General features: G+C 69.5%; 16 protein-coding genes. 13 read left to right on the top strand and 3 right to left on the bottom strand.

Going from position 1 to position 22,666, the window contains the following annotated elements; translation table 11 throughout:
* Positions 1–29: 29 nt before the first annotated feature.
* Together OV427_RS41540 and OV427_RS41545 are read right to left on the bottom strand one after the other, a co-directional pair.
* Positions 30–1,148 (bottom strand): hypothetical protein, encoded by a 1,119-nt coding sequence (locus OV427_RS41540; RefSeq protein WP_267861761.1) that lies wholly within the window; start codon positions 1,146–1,148, stop codon positions 30–32.
* Between the two features lie 9 nt (positions 1,149–1,157).
* Positions 1,158–2,366 carry a patatin-like phospholipase family protein gene (locus tag OV427_RS41545; RefSeq protein WP_267861762.1) on the bottom strand — a complete coding sequence of 403 codons (1,209 nt, stop codon included), beginning with the start codon at positions 2,364–2,366 and terminating at the stop codon, positions 1,158–1,160.
* 213 nt (positions 2,367–2,579) lie between these two features.
* On the opposite strand from OV427_RS41545, the gene OV427_RS41550 reads away from it, so the two are divergent.
* Together OV427_RS41550 and OV427_RS41555 are read left to right on the top strand one after the other, a co-directional pair.
* Complete coding sequence (locus tag OV427_RS41550) at positions 2,580–3,812, top strand: cytochrome P450 (protein ID WP_267861763.1); 1,233 nt, start codon at positions 2,580–2,582, stop codon at positions 3,810–3,812.
* 64 nt (positions 3,813–3,876) lie between these two features.
* Positions 3,877–9,180, top strand: coding sequence for a trifunctional serine/threonine-protein kinase/ATP-binding protein/sensor histidine kinase (locus OV427_RS41555; RefSeq protein WP_267861764.1), 5,304 nt, complete (start codon positions 3,877–3,879; stop codon positions 9,178–9,180).
* A gap of 429 nt (positions 9,181–9,609) precedes the next feature.
* Here OV427_RS41555 and OV427_RS41560 read toward each other — a convergent pair whose 3' ends face one another.
* Entirely contained in the window at positions 9,610–9,738 is a 129-nt protein-coding gene (locus OV427_RS41560) for a hypothetical protein (protein ID WP_267861765.1), read from the bottom strand.
* 216 nt (positions 9,739–9,954) lie between these two features.
* On the opposite strand from OV427_RS41560, the gene OV427_RS41565 reads away from it, so the two are divergent.
* From OV427_RS41565 to OV427_RS41615, 11 genes are read left to right on the top strand one after another with little or no spacing between them, the layout of a single operon-like run.
* Positions 9,955–11,301 (top strand): phage tail sheath C-terminal domain-containing protein, encoded by a 1,347-nt coding sequence (locus tag OV427_RS41565; protein WP_267861766.1) that lies wholly within the window; start codon positions 9,955–9,957, stop codon positions 11,299–11,301.
* Positions 11,302–11,313: 12 nt separating this feature from the next.
* Complete coding sequence (locus OV427_RS41570; protein WP_164000372.1) at positions 11,314–11,814, top strand: hypothetical protein; 501 nt, start codon at positions 11,314–11,316, stop codon at positions 11,812–11,814.
* 38 nt (positions 11,815–11,852) lie between these two features.
* Positions 11,853–12,413 (top strand): hypothetical protein, encoded by a 561-nt coding sequence (locus tag OV427_RS41575; RefSeq protein WP_267861767.1) that lies wholly within the window; start codon positions 11,853–11,855, stop codon positions 12,411–12,413.
* A complete protein-coding gene (locus OV427_RS41580; RefSeq protein WP_267861768.1) occupies positions 12,410–13,474 on the top strand; it encodes a hypothetical protein in 1,065 nt (354 codons plus the stop codon). Before OV427_RS41575 ends, OV427_RS41580 begins: the two co-directional genes overlap by 4 nt.
* Positions 13,474–14,070 (top strand): DNA circularization N-terminal domain-containing protein, encoded by a 597-nt coding sequence (locus OV427_RS41585; protein WP_267861769.1) that lies wholly within the window; start codon positions 13,474–13,476, stop codon positions 14,068–14,070. Before OV427_RS41580 ends, OV427_RS41585 begins: the two co-directional genes overlap by 1 nt.
* 15 nt (positions 14,071–14,085) lie before the next feature.
* Positions 14,086–17,502, top strand: coding sequence for a hypothetical protein (locus tag OV427_RS41590; RefSeq protein ID WP_267861770.1), 3,417 nt, complete (start codon positions 14,086–14,088; stop codon positions 17,500–17,502).
* 8 nt (positions 17,503–17,510) lie between these two features.
* Complete coding sequence (locus OV427_RS41595; protein WP_267861771.1) at positions 17,511–19,733, top strand: hypothetical protein; 2,223 nt, start codon at positions 17,511–17,513, stop codon at positions 19,731–19,733.
* The gene (locus OV427_RS41600) at positions 19,733–20,788 is read left to right on the top strand and encodes a hypothetical protein (protein ID WP_267861772.1); all 1,056 of its coding nucleotides are present in this window, start codon (positions 19,733–19,735) and stop codon (positions 20,786–20,788) included. The genes OV427_RS41595 and OV427_RS41600 overlap by 1 nt, the downstream gene beginning before the upstream one ends.
* Positions 20,785–21,477, top strand: a complete 693-nt coding sequence (locus OV427_RS41605; RefSeq protein WP_267861773.1) for a hypothetical protein — start codon at positions 20,785–20,787, stop codon at positions 21,475–21,477. The genes OV427_RS41600 and OV427_RS41605 overlap by 4 nt, the downstream gene beginning before the upstream one ends.
* A complete protein-coding gene (locus tag OV427_RS41610; RefSeq protein ID WP_267861774.1) occupies positions 21,477–21,911 on the top strand; it encodes a hypothetical protein in 435 nt (144 codons plus the stop codon). Before OV427_RS41605 ends, OV427_RS41610 begins: the two co-directional genes overlap by 1 nt.
* Positions 21,911–22,660: a hypothetical protein gene (locus tag OV427_RS41615; protein ID WP_267861775.1), complete on the top strand. Its 750-nt coding sequence runs from the start codon at positions 21,911–21,913 to the stop codon at positions 22,658–22,660. Before OV427_RS41610 ends, OV427_RS41615 begins: the two co-directional genes overlap by 1 nt.
* The last annotated feature ends 6 nt before the right edge of the window (positions 22,661–22,666 follow it).

Consider the following 22,666-nt stretch of genomic DNA (forward strand, 5'->3'; position numbering starts at 1 on the left):
GCGCTGGCGGCCCGGGCTGCCGCGGGCCCCTATCCGCCTTCATTCACGGTGAGGACTTCCTGGAGCGTGCGGCGCGGTGCGCGCTGGTGGGGCGGGAGCGGCGGAGAGCGTCCCGTGCGGAGCATCCACACGGGTAGCTCCGTGAGCGGGGCTCCGAACCCTCGCGCGATGAGCTCCGGTCCCCCTCGCAGCAGCGCGACATATTCGGGGCGGGCCGTCGAAGGCAGGCTGTCCGTCACCGCGTTGTAGGCCAGCAGGGCCGGGCTCGTGAGCGGCTGGACGCCGAAGCCCGCCTGATTGAGGCGCAGCCACGCCCGCAGGCCCAGCCCGCCCGAGGCGACCAGGTCCTCCCGGCGGGTGGAGCGCACCGTCAGGCACACGAGCGCGGCCGAGGAGCGGAGCTGCATCGTGAGCCAGCGCTTCGCGACCACGCCCAGGGCACGGCCGGCGAGCTCCCCGCCCAGCAACGGTGAGCGCGACAGACTCAACAGTCGGGAATCCGGGATATCGAAGCCAAAGGTGTTCCAGGGCATGCCGTCCCGCGTGCGCTCCAATTCGTCACGGGACAGCCGCATCCAGCGCATCACATCGCGAAGCGAGTCTTCGTGACGCCACACGTAGGACTCGGCCTCGGTGAGGTAGTCGAGCAGCTCCTTCGAGAAACGAGCGGAGACGTGCAGCCCGCAGCCCGGGAAGTCCCCTGCGTCGCCCCTGAGCACGTCGAACACGGAATGGGTGGAGGAGCCGCCCTGGAACAGCCGCCTGTCCGTCCCGCGCGTGGCCAGCACCGGAACCAGCGGGTGGACCTCCCGTGCGCTCGCGCTGAAGCCCAGCGTCGCCCAGACGGTCCCCGGCCCGTCCCCGAGCGACAGCGTCGGCCAGGCCAGGAGTCCCTCAGCGGTGGCCGCGATGGCGATGGACTCGAGGACACAGCCGAGCGTCACGTACGTGGCGTGCTCGTTGCGATTCAGCACGTGCCTCGAGCGCTCCGCGTCGTGCCGCACCGAGAGGACGGTGCCATCCCAGGAGAAGCTCCAGGGCTGGCAGTTCTCCGTGCTCGGCGCCTGGATGGCGGCGAGCACGATGCGCTCGAGCGCGGCGCGTGGAACGCGGCACGGCACGACGGTGGCGGCCGACGTGTGGCTCATCGCGCGGCTTCAGCCCTCCGCGGCGATGCGGAGGTCGGGCTTCGCGCCCACGAGGGGCGCTTGCATCCATTCCTTCCGGGCCCAGTCGACGAGGTGTCGGAAGCCGGGGCCTTCACGGAGCCGCAAGGCTTCCTTGTCCATCGTGTCGAGCAGGTTCTGGGTGTCACCGAAGAGGAGCTGGAGCAGGAGGTGCAGCTGGTCGATGCCGGGCGCGTAGCGGCAGTACTGGTCCGGGTGGAGCAGATCGCTGCACTGGAGCGCGACGGTGTCCATCGCGTTCTGGAACCAGGCGTAGAGCCCCAGGTCGATGAGGTTGAACTCGTAGTTGAGCAGCCACTGGAGCCAGCCCCAGTCCAGGCTCTTCACATGCCTGCCCTTGGGCACCAGCTTGGAGAGCGCCTTCAGGATGAGCATGCCCGTCGGGCGGGGGATGTGGACCTGCTCCATGCCCCCATTCAGCGGGCCGTCCCGCTTCGACTCCCGCCGGGTCACCGTCGAGCCCAGCGATGCCACGACCACGGTCTCGATGGGGTGCCCTCCGATGTGATGCCGGAGCCGGGGGACTCCGTGGTTCAGGCAGAGCGAATTCACCGCGGCCGCGACGGCGGACATGGAGGGGTTGTTCGTGGCCAGCGACCCATCGAGATAGTAGCTGCGCTCCTTCGGGTGCCCCGGGCCGAAGAAGCCCGGGAGCGGGAGCATCAGGGGCATGGCGGAGCTGGCCAGCGCGAGCTCGGAGAGCAGGAACTCCGGAGCGGCGGCCGTCGGCCCGAAGTTCTGGAAGATCTGCGGGCGCTTCTCCGTCATGTTGAAGCTCGCGATCACCACCTTCACGTCGCTCTTCGTCAGGTCCCTGAGCGTCTCATTGCCGAAGCGCTGCTCCACGAGCTTCTGGAACTTGGTTTCGGTGGAGAACAGGCCGGGGGAGAGCAGGGGAGAGATGCCGATGGTGGCCATGAGCGTGCCCCACAGCGATGCGTGCAGCGAGGCGGCCATCTCGTTGCTGAACTCGATGGCGTCGTCGATGGCGGCCAGCGGCTTCATGCGATTGGGGCCATGCAGCCTGGAGGCGAGGTAGACCCCCAGCAGCGTCCCGTCCGAGGCGCCCGCGAACAGCTCCGCCCGCTCCAGGAACCCGGGCACTTCCAGCTCCAGGTACTTCAGCATGCGGATCTGGAGCGAGGTGCTGGCCGCACCGTCAAACGACAGGATGTTCATGATGGTTCCCCTGGCCGATGGGCGCAGCACCGCTGGCCGCTTTTGGCGCGGCGCACATTGTCGTCCGCGTGGGGTTGTAAACGCAACGCCACACGGTCCGGCCTGTTGGGTTGGAACGCGGGAAGCGTCCCGGTGCTCACGTGGAAGTCATGGGTCCGGGTGGGTATGCTCGGCCGCGCCTCACCGTGCCTTCACGCCTGCCCCTGGTCTCCGATGGCTCAGAATCCCTCCGATGCGAGCGCGGTCGAGTTCAATCCCTTCCTCCCGGCCCAGCTCGAGGATCCGTACCCCACCTACGCGAAGGCGCGCAGGGATGCGCCCGTGTTCTTCAGCCCGATGTTCCACGCGTGGATCGTGAGCCGGTACGAGGACTGCACCGAGGCCGCGAAGGACACGGAGCGGTTCTCCAACAAGGTCGCCCTGGTCGAGCTCCCGCCCGAGGTGAAGGCGCTGCTGCCCATCCCGAACGAGGCGCCCGGGCTCGTGAACAACGATCCTCCGTCCCATACCCGGCTGCGGGCCCTGGTCGGCCGGATGTTCGCGCCCCAGCGCGTGGCGAAGCTGGAACCGCACATCCGCCAGGTCGCGAACTCCCTCGTGGATGGCTTCGCGCGCGAGGGCCGCGCCGACATCATGGCGCGCTTCGCCTACGAGCTGCCGCTGAGCATCATCGTCGGGCTGTGTGGCGCGCCGCTCGAGGACCGCCATCAAATCAAGCGCTGGTCCGATGCGTGGCTCACGCTCAACACGCCGGGGCTGCCGCTGGAGCAGCAGTTGCTCTGTGCCCAGGGGGCCGCCGCGCTCTACCACTACGTCGCCGCGCTCATGGCGCAGCGCCGGAAGGAGCCCCAGGATGACGCGCTGAGCGCGCTGCTCTCCGCGGGAACGGAGGGCGAGGTCCAGCCCAGCGAGCAGGAGACCATCAGCACCGCCATGCAGTTGTTCTTCGCCGGCCACGAGACTGTCACCGGCGCCATCTGCAACACGCTGCTGCATCTGCTTCGCCACCCGGAGCAGCTCCAGGCCTGCCTGCGGGAGCCCGCGCTCCTCCCCCAGGCCGTCGAGGAGGGGCTGCGCTTCGACACCTCGAACCCGGCGATGTTCCGCACCGCGGCGGCGGACGTGGAGCTGGGCGGCGTCCGCATCCCCAAGGGGGCCCGGGTGGTGCTGCTCTTCGGCTCGGCCAACCGGGATGAGACGCAGTTCGAGCGGCCGGACACCTTCGACATCCACCGGAGCAATGCGAGCCAGCACCTCACGTTCGGCCGCGGCCCTCACTTCTGCATCGGCGCCTCGCTCGCACGGCTCGAGATTCGCATCGCCCTCGAGACGCTGTTCGCACGGCTGCCGAACCTCCGGCTCCCCCCGTCTCCAGAGCTGACCTTCACCACCAACCTCGTCCTCCGGTGGCTCAAGCACCTGACCGTCGAGTGGGATCCGGCGTGAACCACGGGTAGCATCCCGGGCGCTCGCGGACGGGTGGGCCAATGAGCGAAAGCAGGCGATCACAATGCATGTCATCCCGGGTTTCACGGTGGCGGAGGTGCTGGCCGAGGACAGCACGGTGCTCTTGCGTGCAAAGAGGAGCGACGGGCAGTCGGTGCTCCTGCGCCACTTCGCCAAGGAGTACCCCAGCCCCGAGGAACTCGCCCGCCTCGGCTACGGCAACGAGCTGACGAGCGGGCTCCAGCTCCCGGGGGTCGTCAAGTCCCTGGGGCTCACCCGCGAGGGTGGCCGCTACGTGCTCGTCCTGGAGGACTCAGGCGGCTCACCGCTCACCAGCCTCCTCGCCGAGGGGCCGATGGAGCCCCTGGAGGCCATTGGCATCATCACCCAGATATCCCGAACGCTCGGCGAGCTGCATCGCAATCGCGTCATCCACAAGAGCATCCAGCCGGCGCACATCCTGTACAACCGGCGGACGGGAGAAGCGAAGCTCACCCACTTCGACTTCGCCTCGCGGCTGGACCGGGAGACGCAGGTCCTGAGGAGCATCCACCGCCTCGAAGGCCACCTGGCCTACATCTCGCCCGAGCAGACGGGGCGGATGAACCGCGCGGTCGACTACCGCTCCGACCTCTACTCCCTGGGAGTCACCCTCTACCAGCTCCTCACCGGGCGGCCTCCCTTCGAGGCCACCGACCCCGTCTCGCTCGTGCACGGGCACATCGCCGTCGAGCCCACGCCGCCGCATGCGCTCCGCCCGCAGGTGCCCCCCGCGCTGTCGGACATCGTCCTCAAGCTCCTGGCCAAGCGCGCGGAGGACCGGTACCAGAGCGCCTATGGCCTGACGGAGGACCTGAAGGAGTGCGCGGACCGGCTGCGGGTGGAGGACTCACTCGACGGCTTCGTTCCCGGCCGGCACGACGTCTCGGCGACCTTCCGCATCCCCGAGAAGCTCTATGGCCGCGATGCCGAGAAGGCGGTGCTCATCGGCGCCTTCGAGCGCGCCAGCCACGGTGCCGCCACCATCGTGCTGGTGAGTGGCTACTCCGGCGTCGGCAAGTCGGCGCTGGTCAGCGAAATCCACAAGCCCATCGTCGCGCGCCGCGGCTACTACAGCTCCGGCAAGTTCGACAAACATCGCAACGAGCCCTACGGCGCGTTCATCCAGGCCTTCCGGGAGCTCATCCGGCAGATTCTCGGGGAGGACGCACGCACGGTCGACCGGTGGAGGGACCGCATCCGCGAGGCGCTCGGGCCCAACGGGCGCGTCGTGACGGACGTCGTCCCCGAGGTCGCCCTCATCGTGGGGCCGCAGCCTCCCGTGCCGGACCTCGGGCCGTCCGAGGCGGAGAACCGCTTCAACATCGTCTTCCAGCAGTTCGTCCGCGTCTTCGCCCGCGAGGAGCACCCGCTGGCGCTCTTCCTGGACGACCTCCAGTGGGCCGACTCCGCGTCACTCAGCCTGCTGTCCCGGCTGCTGCATGACACGGGCAGCCGCAACCTGTTCTTCGTCGGGGCCTACCGGGACAACGAGGTCTTCGAGTCCCACCCGCTGATGGTGGTGCTCGACGGCCTGCGCAAGCGCGGGAGCGTGGGGGGGGAAATCGCGCTCAAGCCGCTCGGGCTGGAGCACGTCCGGCAGCTCATCGTCGACACGCTCGGCGGCGACGGAGAGCCGCAGGTGGACGAGCTCGCGGCGCTGGTCTTCAACAAGACGGAGGGCAACCCGTTCTTCGTGAACCAGTTCCTGACCTCGCTCCACGCGCGCGAGCTGGTGACCTTCGAGTCGGAAACGGGGCGCTGGCGCTGGAGCCTCGAGCGCATCCGTAAGGAGGGCATCACCGACAACGTCGCGGTGCTGATGGCCGAGAAGATTCGCGCGCTGGCCGAGCCCTCGCAGCGGGTGGTGGAGCTGGCCGCCTGCATCGGCAGCACCTTCGCGCTGGACACGCTCGCCACCGTGAGCCGGCTTCCGGCGCAGGTGGTGGCCGCGGAGCTGTGGCCGGCGCTCGAGCAAGGGCTCCTGGTGCCCATCGGTGACGCGTACAAGTACGTGGCCCCGCTGCGCGACGACGCGCACGGCCCCGCCACCGGACGCGCGGCCGTCTACTCGTTCCTGCACGACCGGGTGCAGGAAGCGGCGTACTCGCTCATCGACCCCTCGGCGAGGAAGGCCGTGCACCTGCGCGTCGGGCGGCTCCTGATGGAGCACACCCCGAAGGAGGAGCTCGACAAGCGCGTCTTCGAAATCGTCGACCACCTGCTGGTGGCCTCGGAGTTGCTCGAGACGCGCGAGGAGCGACTCCAGGTGGCGCAGCTCGGCCTGCTCGCGGGGACGCGGGCCCGGGCCTCGGCGGCGTATGCGTCCGGCCTCCGCTACCTGGAGGCCAGCATCGGGCTGCTGCCGGAGGATGGCTGGGAGCGGGAGCGCGAGCTCGTGCATTCCCTCCACCGCCAGCGGGCGGAGTGCTTCTACCTGCTGGGCCAGTTCGATGCCGCCGAGGCGGACTTCGAGCGCCTCCTGGCCCATGCGCGGACCCAGCTCCAGAAGAGCGAGCTCCACAGCCTGCGGGCGGCGCTGCTCATCAGCCGGGGGGCCTTCATGGCCGCGGCCCAGGCCGGGCGCGAGGCGCTGCTCGCCGCCGGCATCGAGATTCCCACCTCGGGCTACGAGGCGGCCTTCGTCGCGGAGCTGGGCGTCGTGGGCGGGCTGCTCCAGGCGAAGCTCGCGGGCCGTCCCGTGAGCAGCGTGCAGGACTTCGAGGAAGCGCGTGAGCCGGAGCACCGGGCACGCATCCTGCTCGTGTCGCGGGCCACCATGTACGCGGGAGACAACCTCGCGTTGTATGGCCTGCTCGCGGCCATCGTCGTCCGGCTCTCCCTGGAGCATGGCAACGCGGCCGGTTCCTCCATCGGCTACGCCACCTACGGGATGCTGCACGGAGGGATGACCGGCGACCAGGCGACGGCCTACGAGCTGGGCCGCGTGGCCCTCGTCCTGGCGGAGCGGTTCGACGAGGCGAGCACGCGCGCGACGGTGTCGAACTTCTTCGGGGGCTACATCAACCCCTGGCGCAAGCACCTGCGCGAGGGCAAGCCGCACCTGGAGCGGGCCTTTACCGGCGGCATGGAGTCGGGAGGCATCCTCTACGCGGGCTTCGCGACGATGCATGCCTCCGACCAGGGCTTCCTCGGGGGCGAGGAGCTGCACGGACTCCGCGAGCGCGCGAACCGGTTCGCCGACCTCCTGCAGCGGCTCAATCAGAAGGACACGAGCACCACCCTCCGGGGCTTCGAACGGACCTTCGCCCTGCTGTCGAGCGGCGTCGCGCCCGACGACGAGGAGCTCGATGCCGCCTCGCTGGAGAAGAAGCTCGCCCACTTTCCGATGAACGTGGCGACGCTCCTGCTCCTCGAGATGCAGGCCGCGTACGTTCTCGGAGACCACGCGCAGGCGCTCGCGCTGGGGGCCAGGACGGAGCCGTTCGTCCCGATGCTCGTGTGCAACATGCGGCAGACGGACTACAGCTTCATCCTCCCGCTCGCGGCGGCGGCCGCGTGGGCGTCCGCCACCCCCGAGGAGCAGGCGCGCTACCGGGGCGTCATCGACGCGCAGCTCAAGCGCCTGGAGCAGTGGGCGGCGAGCTGTCCGGAGAACTTCGAGCACCGCTGGCTGCTGGTGCGCGCGGAGGACGCCCGCATCTGTGGCCGGGAGCAGGAGGCGATGGAGCTGTATGACCAGGCCATCGAGTCCGCGACGCGCCATGACTTCACGAACATCCAGGCCATGGGCAACGAGCTGGCGGCGCGCTTCTACCTCGCGCGGGGCCGGCGCAAGCTCGCCCGCGCGTACCTGCTCGACGCGCGCTACGCCTACGTGCGCTGGGGCGCGGACGCGAAGGTCGCGAAGCTCGATGAGGAGTTCAAGGAGTTGCTGCCGCGGGATGGGACGGAGTTCCCCTCCGCGGGAGGCCCCACCAGCGCGTCGCTGGACCTGATGGCCATCATGAATGCCTCGCAGGCCATCTCGGGCGAGCTGGTGCTCGACGAGCTCGTGCGCACCCTGATGCGCATCCTCATCGAGAGCGCCGGGGCGCAGCGCGGCTTCCTCATCCTGTTCGGGGATTCGCCCCTCGTGGTCGAAGCGCCGAGCAGCGGGGGCCAGGTGCACATCCACACCACCTCGGTGGACGACCGCGACGACCTCTCCACCGCGGTGGTCCGCTACGTCGAGCGCACGGCCGCGCGGGTGGTGCTGGGCAACGCGGCTCAGGCGGTGCAGTTCCAGGCGGACCCGTACATCACGCGCGCGCGGCCCGTGTCCGTGCTGGGCATGCCCATCCTCCGGCAGAAGAAGCTCGTGGGCGTCCTGTACCTGGAGAACAACCTGGCGGCGGAGGCCTTCACCCCCGAGCGGTGCAAGATGCTGGAGCTCCTCTCCGCGCAGGCCGCCATCTCCATCGAGAACGCGCGCCTCTACGACACGCTCGACAACCGTGTGAAGGAGCGCACGCGGGAATTGAGGGAGCGCCACGACGAGCTGCTGCAGACGCTCAAGCGGCTCAAGGAGACGCAGCGCCAGCTCGTCACCCAGGAGAAGCTCGCGTCGCTGGGCGCGCTCACCGCGGGCATCGCGCATGAGCTCAAGAACCCGCTCAACTTCATCAACAACTTCGCGAAGCTGTCGGTGTCGGCGGCGGTGGACCTCGAGGAAGAGCTCCAGGAAGCCGGTGTGCCGACCGGCCGCGCGGTCCAGGAGATGCTCGGCACCCTCAAGCAGAACGCCGTCAAGATTCACGAGCACGGCCGGCGCGCCGACAAGATCATCAACGGGATGTTGCTGCACTCCCGCAGCGGCAGCAGCTCGCAGGTGGAGACGGACCTCAACGCCCTGCTGGCCGAGAGCGTCAACCTCGCGTACCACGCGGTGCGCGGCAAGGAGCCGGAGTTCCACCTGGAGCTCGAGACGGCCTACGACCCGACAGTCGGGCTGGTGATGCTGTCTGCGTCGGACGTGAGCCGGGTCTTCCTGAACGTCATCGACAACGCGTGCTACGCCACGCGCGAGAAGCTGCGCCGCGGGGTGCAGGGCTTCGTTCCCAAGCTGAGCATCCGCACGAAGAACCTGGGGCACTCCGTGGAGGTGCGCATCCAGGACAACGGCTCCGGCATTCCGCCGGAAGTCGTCGGCCGCATCTTCGACCCGTTCTTCACCACCAAGCCCGCGGGGGACGGCACCGGCCTGGGGTTGTCCATCTGCTACGACATCATCCAGGCACACCTGGGTGAGATCGGCGTGGAGACCGTCCCCGGTGCCTCCACGGAGTTCGTCATCACCTTCCCCCGAAGGCAGACGTCCCTGGTGTGATGCGGGCCCACCACGCCGCCGACGCGGTGCGCCGCAAAGAATTGCAACTGATCCCTTTGCCTGTGCTCGGACAGTCGCTCTAGATTCACGTTGCGTGAATCCTGCCAGCCCCGCTCCGCGCTGCTGATTGGCGAGGAGCGGGGGGCCGCAGGGGGGGTAGGGCGCCGCAACCGAACAGGAGGCAGGGATGCCCGAAATGATCATTCCGGGGACCTATATCGACGTACGTGCCGAGGGATTGATATCCGCCGGCCGCATCGCCACCGGCATCGTCGGCGTCGTGGGGACGGCCAGCGCCGGTCCCGTGGGCGTCCCGGTCACCCTCTCGGGCTTCGCCAATGCCCGCGAGGTCTTCGGCCTCCCGGACGACTTCGACAAGCCGGTGGATGGGGCGAACCCCCTCTCACTCACCCGCGCGCTGCAGCACATCTACGCGAACGGGGCCTCCACCGTCATCGGCGTGCGGGTGGCGAAGAGCACCTCCAAGGCCGCGAGCTTCGCGGTGAGGGACGGCGCGGACCACACGGTGGCCGTGCTGACCGCCCTGTCGCCGGGCACGTGGGGCAATGAGATCCACGTCGACGTCTCCGAGTCCAAGGCCCCGTGCCGCATCGTCGGGGAGAAGCAGACGTCCTCCTTCGCGGCGCTCCGCTACCACACGGTGAAGCCCAGCCCGGAGAACCGCCTCCAGGTGACGCGAGGAGACACCCGGCGCGTCGACACCTTCGACATCGTCTACCGGTTCATCGCCCGGACGAGGAGGTCGTCGCCAACGTGTCGAATGCCTTCCTCCTCGCCAACCCGAAGGTCGCCAACGTGCCGGCGGTCAACGAGTTCAAGGTGGTGGACGCGTCCGGGAACACGGTGCGGACGTACGGCTCGGGCGCCATCCTCTACGGCGCCGGGGCTCCGCCCGCTTCGGGCGAGGTTCGCGTCAACACCTCCACCGGTGAGCTCACCTTCGAGGCCGCGCAGGTGCCGGCAGCAGGCCAGAAGGTCATCGCCACGTACGGCGTCGAGCATGCCGCGCCGCAGCCCGGCGAGGTGCTCATCACCGTGTGGAACGGCGACCTGGACTTCCACTCCGGGGATGCGCCCAAATCCGCCAACGGGGACGTGCTCACCGCCAGCTACCTGGTGGAGGCGGAGGATGCCGTCCTCGTGACGCTGGTGGCCGGCACGTCCAAGGAAGCCTACGTCGTCTGTGACGGCAGCCTCCTGGCGCAGCAGGTCGCCACGTCCGCGCTGGTGCGAGGCACCGCCGATGGCACCTACGGCGGCAACAAGCCCGCCACGGACGTGAGCGCGTGGTTCGGTACCGGGACGAACACCCGGGGCGCCAACGGCGCGGACGCCGGTGAGGACGAGTACCGGGCTGGCCTCGAGGCCATCTCCAACATGCTCGTCAACATCGTGGTGCTCGCGGGCCAGGATGCCGAGGAGATGGGCTCGGTCCTGGTGGGCCACCTCAGGGAGACGGCGGAGACCGACCACGAGCGCATCGGCGTCATCGGCGCCAGGGGCAGCACGGTGGCGGAGTTCCTGGGCCACTCGATGGCCGAGGACCGGGTCATCCTCGTTGCTCCGGGCATGCGCTACCCGGATGGCAAGACGCTGCCCGCCGCCTACACGGCCGCGGCCGTGGCGGGGCTCGTGTCGTCCCTGTCCGTGCAGACCAGCCTGACGAACAAGAGCGTGAACATCCCGGGCCTGGCCGTGGACGTGAATCGCGGGCAACAGGAACAGCTCATCAAGCAGAACGTGCTGACCGTGGTCCGCAAGGAAGGGCTGCGGGTGCTCAAGGGGTTGACCACGCAGGGCGAGGGACAGCCGTTCTCCTCCATCCCCATCCGTCGCATCGTCGACTACGCGAAGTACGGCGTCCGCTCGGCCTCCAACCCGTACATCGGCAAGCTCAACAACTCGCGGGTGCGGTCGGCGCTCAGGGCCACGCTCGATGCCTTCCTCACCCGCATGGTGGAAGACGAGGCGCTCACCGGCTACGAGCTCGAGGTCACCGCCACCCGCGCCCAGGAGATCGCCGGAGAGGTCAGCGTCACCATGACCATCCAGCCGACCTTCAGCATCGACTTCATCCGCGTGACCATGACGCTGAAGTAAGCGAGGACACCCATGCCCAATGACGTGTTTCGTGCCACTGACGCGGTCCTGGTGCTCGGCGTGGAGGACACCTCGACTCCCGAGGGTGAGGTCGCCGAGGCGCTGGTCTCCGAATACGACCTCAGCAACGTGGTGGGGCGTCTGACGAACGTCTCCATCAGCGTCACCAGCAACGTGCGCCCCTTCTTCGAGATTGGCCGCCGCTATCCCACGCACCTGCGGCCCGGCATCGTCCAGGTGTCCGGCACCGCCGAGCGCGGCCACGTGAACGGCGCGCTGCTCCGGCTCCTGCTCGGAGACGGCGCGGCGAGCCCGCCCTCGTCGCCGAACTTCGTGCAGCCCTCGTTCAACATCATCTCCACGCTCAAGGACCCGGCCCGGCCCACCCAGCAGTCCCGGGTGACCATCTTCGGGGTGAGGTTCGACAGCTGGAACTACGCCATCCCCAGTGACTCCTTCGTGATGGAGAAGGTGACGTTCCAGGCCCTGCGCGTGGCCTTCGAGGAAAGCTAGCGCTCTTCGCGGGAGAGGTGACGGGAGTGAGAAACCCGATGCATGCAACCCCGGGGGAGAGCCCTGGTGGGAACGGGGCCTCGGCGGACGGAGGGCTGCTGTCCGCCCATGACCTGCTGGCGGGCAGCGCGCTCGTCCATGAGGTGGCGGTGCCCGCCCAGGTGCTGAGGCCGGGGAGCACCGTGGAGCCGGGCAGGGCGGGCGGGCACGTGAAGCTGCGGCCCCTGCGCATCGCCACGCTGGCCCTCATCCTGAAGGCGTCGCGCGAGGAGCCCTCCCTGGTGCCCCTCCTGATGGTCAAGGAGTCGCTGGTGGAGCCCGCGCTCCAACTGGAGCAGATCCGCCAGTTGCACGCGGGGCTCGTGCACTTCCTGGTGGCGCGCATCAACCTCATCTCGGGCCTGGACACGGACGGGGACGGGGCGCAGAGCGTCGCCTCTTCTCCGCTCGGACAGTCACACCTCCTGCTGGCGAAGCACTTCGGGTGGACGCCCCAGCAGGTCGCGGAACTGACACCGGGGCAGGTGGCGGTGTACCTCGCCGGCATCGAGCGGTTGCTCGCGCTGGATGCGGCCCGGGAGCGGGGAGGCCGGGAGTGAGTCTGGAGCGGCAGACGGAGAAGGTCCTCCGGGTGGCGGAAGCGCTGTTCCGCCAGCCCCTCGTGTCCGCGTTTCCCCTGCCAGGGGAGCTCGCCGACGGGGACCTCCACGCGCGGCTGGAGCGCGTCCTGTCGCGGGCGCTTCAGGGCGGCGCGGCCCCTGCCGAAGCTTCGCCTCCCTCCGAGCCGGTACGCCAGCGACTGAGCGCGCCCGACGCACGTCCCGACCTCCGGGGAACCGCGGGCGCGTTCCCTCGGGCTCGATCCGCGGTGCCGCTCGCGGCTTCCTCCGGGTTCAACGAAGCGGCGACGCTCCAACTGCCGGAGCCCGCGGGCATGGCGGCCCACGCAACGCACGTGGGAGCGTCGTCGTGGTCTCCTGGCGAGGGGAGCGGCCTTCCACGAGGGAATGCGGCACTCCAAGGGTCGCTGGAGTCCGACGTCCGAGCGCGTGCTCCCGCACCGTCCACGAACTTCCCGGAGCGAGGGACGGTGGCTGGAAGCCTCGGCTTCCCCTCCGTGCCGATGCACCGCACGCCCGCTCCGACAGTTGACGCGCTGGTGGAGCAGGCGCGTCCGTTCACGCTCACTCCTGTCGTGTCGGCGGAGCGTGCCGCTCAGGCTCCCGTCGCATCCGCGATGCCTTCCCCGCGCTCGCTGCTCACGGAGCGCGCCGTCTTCGAGGAGGGCCCACGGCCCGTGAGTGGCGAAGGGGCTTCGGGCTCGCGGTCCGTCCGCATGGTCTCGTCGCCGGCCGAGCTGGCGGCGCTGCTGCGCTCTCACGTCGATGCTCCCGAAGCCCTTCCTCCGAGGCCGCCTGGCCGCGACGCGGCTCCAGAGGCAGCGGTCGTCGCGGGCCCCGGTCCTGCCCGCGCGAGCCCCGGCGTGCACGTCCCCGAGCCGGTCTCCCTGCCGGAGGTGTCCTTCACGGGGCCGGCTCGTGAAGGAGGGGCGGGCGGTGCGGCGGAGGAGCTGCTGTTGGACAAGCTGCTCGACAGGTTCCAGGACCGGCTGAGGGAGGAGTCGATCCGGCGCTTCGGGCTCAGCGGTGGGGATCTCTGATGGCGCTCGAACTGGCGGGCATTCCCCTGGACAAGCTCATCAGGGTGGAGGTGCGCGAGCGGGCCCGCTTCGTGCGCCATTCCGTGCCTGGCCTCAGCGGCGAGCTGACCCAGGACCTCGGGCGGCCCGGCGTGGCCGTGGCCTTCCAGGGCATCTTCCTGGGCGCGGAGGCCGCCGACAGGCTCAAGGAGCTGCGGGACAAGTACCTCGCCCGCGAGCCGGTGGACTTCCTGTGCGAGGCCGTTGGCGAGGGGTACTTCACCCAGGTCGTCATCGACACTTTACAGGTGGTGCAGCGGGCGGGCTTCGTCGACCAGTTCGACTACGTCTGCGAGGTGGCGGAGTACGTGCCTCCACCGCCGCCCGCGGTCGCCAATCCCCTCGGGGACCTCGACGCCAGCATCCTCGATGAAGCCGCCGGGATGATGGACGACGTCCAGAACGCCATCGGCCAGGTCGCAGACCTGGCGAACCTCCTCGCCGGAGCCTCCGACTACGGCAACCCCACCACGCGGCTGCCGGGGATGCTCACGTCCTTCACCGAAGCGGCAGGCCCCGCCACCACGACGCTGAGCTCCATTGCAGGGCTTCTCTGAGAGGGAGTCCCCGGGATGAGCGCCACAGCCGACCTACCGACGCTGGAAGGGGCGAGCACCGCCAGCCTGAACGTTGGCAATGGCCTCACCGGCTTCCTGAACGTGCTGGGCTCCCTGAACTCGGGCCCCTCGTCGCCGCTGGGGGGCGTCACCTCGGCCATGGAGGGGCTCGAGGCCACCCTGCACATCGACGTCTCCGGAATCTCGGAGCGGCTCCCCCAGGCGCTCACCACCATCCGCAACGCGCTGCCCGCGGACAGCCTGCGGTACGTGGAGGAAATCGAGCAGGCCTACAGCGAGCTGATGCGGTTCCTGCAGGACAGCGACGTGGTGAAGCAGATCCAGGCCGGCTCCAGCCTGGAGCAGACCGCCATGGCGCTGGTCGGGGACCTGCTGGGCCTCTTCCAGACTCGCCTGGGTGACCTCGCCGCGAACCTCATCGGCGAAGAGGAGCTGACGCGCGTCCGCGAGGCCCTCCAGCTCATCGACGAGCTGCGGACCAACTACGCCGGCAACAGCGCGGAGCTGCTGCCGTTCCTCAGTCGCAACCTCGTGGGCGTGGCGCCGGACCTGCTCCAGGACGTGACGGCGCACGTGAATTCGGCGCTCGCCGTCGTGGCGCCCCTGTCCGACGCCAACCTGGCCACGGCGGTGAACCCGGCCCGGGCGGCCATCGCCGCGGCGTTCCAGGAGGTGGCCCAGGCCATCAAGGACTTCGACCCGGCCAACGTGGCCCTGTACGGCGCGCTGGAGCTGAAGCTCCAGGGCCTGCGGACCGCGTTCGACTCGGGCTTCGACACCCTGGAGGACTTCTACTCGGCCCTCCAGACGGTGGTGGAGAGCCACGCCTGGGACACCGTCTTCACCACCTACCGGGACCTGCTCGAGGCGCTGCCGCTCGACGCAATCCCCACCGTCGACGACGCGGTGGACCAGCTCGCCGAGGTGCTGAACGAGTTCCTGGCCCGGCTGACGATGGTGTTCTCGCCGGAGGACCTCGCGGAGCGCATCACCCGGCTGTCCACCAGCATCCAGGAGAGCTTCGCCCAGTCGCCGCTGGGGCAGGCGCGCAGCATCCTGATCGGGTTCATCGACAGGATTCGCCAGGCCATCGAGGAGGTGCCCACCGAGCAGGTGCAGGCGGCGGTGGAGGCCATGCTCGTGCGGGTCAAGCAGGAGCTGGACGACCTCGGCATCAGCTCCATCCGTGCCTCCATCGAGGAGGCCTTCCAGGACGCGCAGAAGTTCATCGACGACGAGCTCGACTCCGGGCTGCTCACCCAGGTGGAGCAGGGCCTCGCGGACGTGCTCCGGCAGCTCGAGCAGATTCCCTTCGCCGAGGTGGGCCAGGAGCTCACGTCGGCCATCGAGTCCGCCGGGTCGGTGATTCAAGAGCTGGAGGACAGCCTCGCGGAAGGCCTCGAGGAGATCCGCTCGCTCCTCGCCCGGCTGGACGACCTGAGCTTCAAGCCGGTCGCCGACGAGGTCATCGAGGAGATCGACACCCTCAAGACGAAGCTGCAGTCCATCCGCCCCGACGCCCTCTCCGACGCGGAGAAGCTCGCCATCCAGGCTGGCCTCGCGCTGCTGCGCGCCATCGACCTGGAGGGGATGATCAACACCCAGCTCAAGAACGGGTTCGCCTCACTGGGGAACGAGCTCAAGGGGCTCATCAACCAGATCATCGCCGCATGGCAGGACTTCCGTCGCAGGCTCGGGAACTTCGACGCGGAGTCGGTGATGGGGCCGCTGAGCTCGCTCCTGGAGCAGGTCACCGGGGCCGTGCAGAAGCTCAACGGCACGACGCTGCTGGCCCCCCTCTATGAGCTGGTCGAAAGCCTGAAGGGCCGCCTCGCCGCGCTCTCGCCGGGCTCGCTCCTGAGGGTGCTCCGCGAGCCGTATGCGCAGATGATGACCGTGGTGGAGCGGGTCAACCCGGATGTCTGGGTGGCGCCCCTGCGGACGTTGTACGCGGAGATCGACAAGCTGCTCGGGTACGTGGACATCCGGCCCCTCCTCGACACGCTGGAGCAGAAGGAGAAGGAGCTCTTCGCGCAGGCACGCCAGGCCATCATCGGTGGGCTCGACAGCGTGAACCTGCCCGCGCCGCTCGACACCTTCTACGCCGCGCTCAAGAACGTCACGCTCGCCCTGACCGATGCCGTGTTCGGAGACCCGGAGGAGGGCATCCGCCAGGTCCAGCTCAGCATCCAGAACAGCATCAAGCTGAGCACGCTGTTCCAGCCGCTGGACCTCGTCTTCGACCGGCTGCTCCAGGCCCTGGACGGCGTCCCTCGCAATGACCTGGTCTCCGTCATGGAAGGGCTGCGCACGGGGCTCGGGGTGGCGATGCAGGCCATCGACCCCCGCAACGTCCTGCGCCAGCTCCGCGCGGGGCAGGGCACGCTCGCGGAATTGTCCCCGGTGCGGGCCGCGGCGGGCATCCCGTTCCTCCCGGGGCTGCGCGCCTCCCTGGTGGCGAGACTCGAGCTCGCCCCGCCCGGCAACCAGGACGCGGCGGTCTCGCTCCTGGCGCGCTTCGACCTCGTGCTCCAGCCGGTGCGCCTCGACGTGGAGGCCTCCCGGCTCCGGCAGCTCCAGGCGTCGCACGAGAGCCTGGTCGACGCCCTGCGCCTCAAGATCAACGCGCTGGAGGCGACCGGCGCGGAGGCCGCGTACACCCGGCTCGACACGAACCTTGGCCGGCTCCTGCCCGCGTTCCTGCGGCAGAGTGAGCCGCTCACCTACGAGCAGATCCGCGCCGGGCTCGCGACGTTGCGGCCCTCGGAGAAGGCCCGCCGGATCGATGCGACGCTCGAGCTCTTCGTGGCCAGACTCAAGCCCATGGAGAGCGCCATCACTCCGGCGATCAATGGGTTCTTCAAGGCGATCAAGGACACGGCCTTGATCATCCACCCGGCCATGCTCAAGGACGCGGTCTCCGGCGTCTACGACACGGTGCAGGCGAAGTTCCATGTGCTGGACCCGGACGAGCTGGCGCAGTCGCTGCGGGAGAACGTCTACGAGCCCCTGCTCGATCCACTCAAGGCGCTCGACCCGGCCACGCTGGAGGCGCAGCTCGACGGCCTGTACCAGGGCGTCCTCACCTCGGTGACGGGCAAGGTGAAGGGCTTCATCGACCAGGTGAAGGGCGCGGTCGACCAGGTCCTCGGACAGGTCCGCCAGGCCGTCGCCGCGGTGCTCGGCAGCTTGAAGGCGGAGATCGCCACCATCCTGCAGAAGCTGGAGGACCTGCTCGCGAACCTCGACACCCTGGTGCTCGACGACCTGTTCGGGCGGCTCCTGCGCGTCATCGACAACCTGGAGACCAGCTTCAACGAGGAGCTGGACCGGGTGCAGCACGAGTTCGACGCGATGTTGAACGCCATTCCCCTCGGCGCGTCCGGGGGCTCGGCTTCGGTGAGCCTGTGAGGACGCACATGCGCGGACCATCCGAAGCGACAGCCGCGCACCTGGAGCAGGAGGGCCTCGCGCGCATCGAGGCCTGGCAGGCCGCCGTCTCCGCCGGGAGGCAGGTCTCCGCGGAGGACGGCCTGGTGAAGGAGGTGCGCGAGGGCGGGGCGATGTCCCGCTACACCTGGCTCGCGAACGGAGAGCTGGCGTCCATCACCGAACCCGATGGGACGCGGTGGCACTACGGCTACGGCCCTGATGGCCGGTTGCTGACCGTCACGCGCAACGGAGAGCCCTGGGGCGAGTACCGCTATGACGAGGCGGGGCGGCTCACCGAGGTGATTCGCCCCGACGGTCCGCGGCGCCACGTCTACGACGCGCAGGGACGACTCCTGCGCACCCTGCGCGGAGACGCCGCCGCCTTCACCTACCAATACGACGCGCGGGGCCGGGTCTCCCTGGCCCGGAGCGACCGGGAGGAGACCCGCTTCACCCATGACGAGCACGGCCGGCTCTCCCGCCTCGACCAGGTGGTGGAGGAGATTGCCCTGACGGTGGAGCAGGACTTCGATGGCGAGGGCCGCTTGGCGCGGCTGCGCTTCGCCCCGTGGGGTGTCTCCATCATCTACGCCTGGGACGAGCGTGGCCGCCCGCATTCCCTCTCGTGGGGCGGGGAGGTCCTGGCCCGGTTCGGGTACGCGGATGAGGAGAAGCACTGCTGGCGCGAGACGGCGGATGGGCTGCGCGAGGACACGTGGCACGACGCGCGAGATGGGCGGCCCGTCCGCAGGGAGCTGCGCCGGGGCGCGGAGGTGCTCTGGCGGAAGGAGCTGGCCTACGACGCGGGATTCCGCCTCGTGAAGGACGGTGAGCGGACCTACGGCTACGACGAGCTGGGCCGGCTGGTGAGTGCGGAGGAGGGAAGCCAGCACTGGCGCTTCCAGTACGACGCCATGGATGAGCTCGTGGCCGAGGAGGGCGCTGGTGGGAGGCCACTGGAGCTGGACGTGGATGCCACCGGGAGGGTGCGTCGCGTGCGCCGCGCATCCACGGAGCGCGTCTACCGCTACAACCAGGCGGGCGAGGCGCAGGCGGTCCTGGAGAACGGCCAACGCCTCGCGCAGTGCGTGTATGACCACAAGGGGCGGCTCGTGCTCAAGCGCACGGAGGCGGGCACCGAGCGATACCTGTACGGGCCCGACGACGCGCTGCTCGCCATCACCGACGCCGCGGGCGCCCCGCGCTGGCTCTTCCTGCGGATGCCCACCGGCCTCGTCGGGGCCATCGATTTCCGCACCCGCCCCGAGGGCGAGCCCGTCTTCTTCCACGGCGACGGACGCGGCAGCCTGGTCTTCGCCGGTGCGATGGACGGCACGCTGGAGGGCCCGTTCTCCTGCGACCCGTTCGGAGTGCCGCTGGGGCGGCCCACCCGCCTGCCGTACCTCCACCGGGAGCGCGTCTACCACGCCGACCTCGGGCTCTACTGGATGAGCTGCCGCTGGTACGACCCGGCGCTGCGCCGCTTCCTCACCGAGGACAGCTACACGGGCGCTCCCGACGACGAGCGCCTGGTGGGTCCCTTCTGCCTGGCGCAACACCAGCGGCTGACCCGCGCCCAGATTCTCGGTGAGTGGCTCAAGCAGCCCCGCGTGCGCAACCGCCACGCATGGTGCTGCAACGACCCGGTGAATCGATACGACCCGAACGGGCACTGGAGCTTCGGCGGGGTGCTGCTCTCCCTCCTCGGCGCCATCTGGACGCTGCCCAATACGCTGTTCGGGCTCGTGGTGGAGATCCTCTGCCTGGTGGGTGAGGTGGTGCGCTGGCTCGTCTGGCTCTTCAGCTTCGGCCACGTGAGCTGGGAGACGCCGGGCATCGACGTGGCGTCGTCGGGGCGCCTCAACGCCTTCGCGCTGGTCTTCACCGGTGGCTGGCTCGGCTCCATCAGGGGCTTGTTCGGCGTCACCTTCGGCAACGTCTTCTTCGTGAACAGGCAGTGGAAGACCTATCCGGATTATCTGGCCCTTCCAGCCAACGTCGCCCCCCCGGCCTATGGGGGAACGGTCACCATTTCCCGGGACGACACCCTCTACGAGCACGAGTTGCGGCACGTGAATCAGTACTCGTGGCTCGGCCCCTTCTTCCACCTCGGGCTGCCGGTCTTCGGCTTCTACGAGTGGGACGTCATCTTCAACGGCTACCGGAACGCCTGGACGGAGAGGAACGCCAGGGACCACGCGGGATTCTGATGGCCGGCCATTCTCCACACTTCTCCCTCACGCTCGGGAGCCTGCGCTCGGACACGGACAGCCCTGCTGGAGGGCCGTCGTACTTCGCCGTGGACCGCAGCCTGGAGCTCCCCGCCGACGGGCTGCGCGTCGTGCTGGCGGAGCGTGGCGAGGTCGTGCCCGGAGACGTGGCGGAGCTGGAGTTGGGTGACGAGGACGGGCTGGAGCGGGTGTTCACCGGCACCGTGGTGGAGGTCCGCCCCCATGCGGCGGGCGTGGAGGTCTTCGCCGCGGGCACGGTGCTCGCGCTGCTCGAGCTGCGGGCCTCGTCGTACTACCAGGAGCAGACGGCCGGTGACATCGCGAGGGATCTCATCGGGAAGGCGGGGCTCGACGCGGGCGACATCTCCGACGGCGTGACGCTGCCGCGCTTCGCCGTGGAGCGGCGGCGCAGCGCGTGGCCCCAGCTCAAGCGGCTCGCGGAGCGCCTGGGCTTCGACGTCTTCTCGGACCGGGAGGGGAAGATCCACTTCCGCGGGCTGGGGGAGGCCGCGAACCTCGGCGCCGGTGGGCTCGCCGGGGCGGCGGCGGGCGCGGCGGGCGCGGTAGGTGCGCTTGCAGGGGGAGGTGGAGCCCTGGCCTTCGGCAAGCACCTCATCGCCACGGGTGGCGTCTCGCGGCCCGCGCTGGAGCGCAAGGTCGTGGTGGGCGGCGAGAGCCCCATGTCCGGCCAGGGCGAGGACAAGAGCTTCTGGCTGACGGCGAAGGACACGGACTTCGAGGACTCCGCGGGAGACGGCGAGGAGACGTTGGTGCTGGACACGGTGGCGCGCACGAAGGACCTGGCGGGCCGGTTCGCCGCCGGCTACCTCGCGGGCCTGCGCCGCACGCGGAGGGAGCAGCGGGTGACCGTGCTCGGACAGGCGGACCTGGACCTGGGCGCCCCGCTGGAGACGGTGGACGCGCCCGAGGCGCTCCTCAACGCCAGGGGCTTCGTGAAGGCACTCCGGCACCGCTTCGGAGGAGGCATCGGCTTCCTGACCGAGGCCACCCTCTGTGTGGAGGGCGGGGAATGAACGAGCTCGTCGCGCTCATGCGCCGCGTGGTGCGCGAGGAGCTGGCGGCCCGGCGTGGGCCCCTGCTCGCCACGGTGACGGCCGTGTATGCCCACGAGGACAAGGACGATGCCCGGAACTACGAGGCCGACGTGCGCCTCAAACACGAGGGGCTCGACCTCCAGAAGGTGCCGATGTCCGTCACCCACGTGGGCGTGGCCGTCCCACCGAGGGTGGGAGACCTGGTGCTCGTGCAGTTCCTCGACATGGACCTGCAGCAGCCGCTCATCACCGGCCGCTTCTACCACGAGGAGGAGCGGGTACCGCTCTTCAAGGAGGACGAGCTCCTCTTCGAGCACCGCCTCGCGGACGGCAAGCTCAACCACCTGCGCTTCGCCGCCGACGGCACCATCTACGTGCAGCGGGACGTGACGAAGCCCGAGGACAACAGCGAGTTCAAGGCGGGCATCAAGATAGACCCCGAGGGCAACATCGAGCTGAAGACCGGGGACAAGGTGGTTGTCACCCTGAAGGCCGGGGAGATCGACATCAAGTCCGACGGGCAGCCCATCAAGATCACCTGCGACGAGCTGACCGTCGACGGAAAGCTGAAGGTGACGGGGGATACGCAGCTCAAGGCCAAGCTGAAGGTGGGCACCGGCATGGGCACCACCATCGACGGCAACAAGATTACGGGAGGGTCCGTCTGATGGCCGACCTGGTCCTGGAAGGAGTCCTCAACCTGGAGGGCCTGCTCACGCTCGAGGGGTCCTCGGGCGGGAAGGTGAAGGTCGGCTCCAACGAGGTGCTGGTGGAGGTGCTGCCCAGCGGTCCGCCCCAGTGCAGCTCGGCGCCGCCCGTGCTCCTGCCGCCTCCGCCCGCGTCGCCGGCGCAGCCCCAGCCCACGGTGTGGATCGTCAACAGCTTCAACAAGACGGTGAAGGCGGGCACCCAGGCCATTGTCGCCCAGGGCATGGCCATGCAGGGGCTGACGGGCGGGCCGATGTGGCCGGGCATGGTCCTGCCGAGCACGGGCAACCCCACCGTCACCATCAACAACATCCCCATCAACGTCGTGAACGACAAGGCCGCCATCTTCCCCTCCGGGGGCATGGCGACCTTCAACTCCAGCGGGCAGACGTGATGGCGGACCTCGTGCTCCACATCCTGCAGCCGGTGAATGGCGCGAAGCTCGCCGCCACGGGGAACGTGCGGCTCCAGGCACAGTTCGCGGCCGGGAGCGCCGCGGGGCTCTTCTTCAAGTGGTACTCCACCCTCAACGCGGCGGCGACGCAGGACCACCCGGAGCTGAACGCGGCCGACCACTCCGCCGCGAAGCTCGACTGGACCACGCCCCTCGACGTGGGGACGCACGTCATCACCCTGGCGGCCGCCGACCGCGACGGCAACGACCTGGCCTCCATCAAGGCCGTCACGCGGTCGGCGTTCGCGGGCGGGGCCCCGGCCAGTCCCGAGCCCTGCGTCATCCACCGGCTCCAGGCCACCCTGAAGACGCCCGCGGCCAATGGCGCGAGCCTGAGCAAGGCGTCGGCGACGCTCGAAGCGCTCGCGCCCTCCCGCTGGGGCAAGAAGCATCCGACGCTGCCCGGGGCCTACGTGATGGACCCGGACTACCACGCGGTCAACGGCCTCCGTTACCGCTTCCGCTTCGCGCCCGCCGGGCCGCCGGACGCGTCGAAGACGGCGGAGGTGACTCCCGCGGCGAGCGCGCTGACCTTCTTCATCGGCTCGGACGACAAGCCCTATGTGCGCTGGAGCGGCGCGCTGCCGGGAAACCTGGGGACGGGGGCCTACGTCCTCACGCTGTACGTGGAGAGCCTGGATGGGTCGGTGGGCCACAACGTGAGTCGCAACGTCACCCTCACCGCATAGGAGCAA

The sequence above is a fragment of the Pyxidicoccus sp. MSG2 genome, assembly GCF_026626705.1.
In the GTDB taxonomy this organism is placed as follows: domain Bacteria; phylum Myxococcota; class Myxococcia; order Myxococcales; family Myxococcaceae; genus Myxococcus.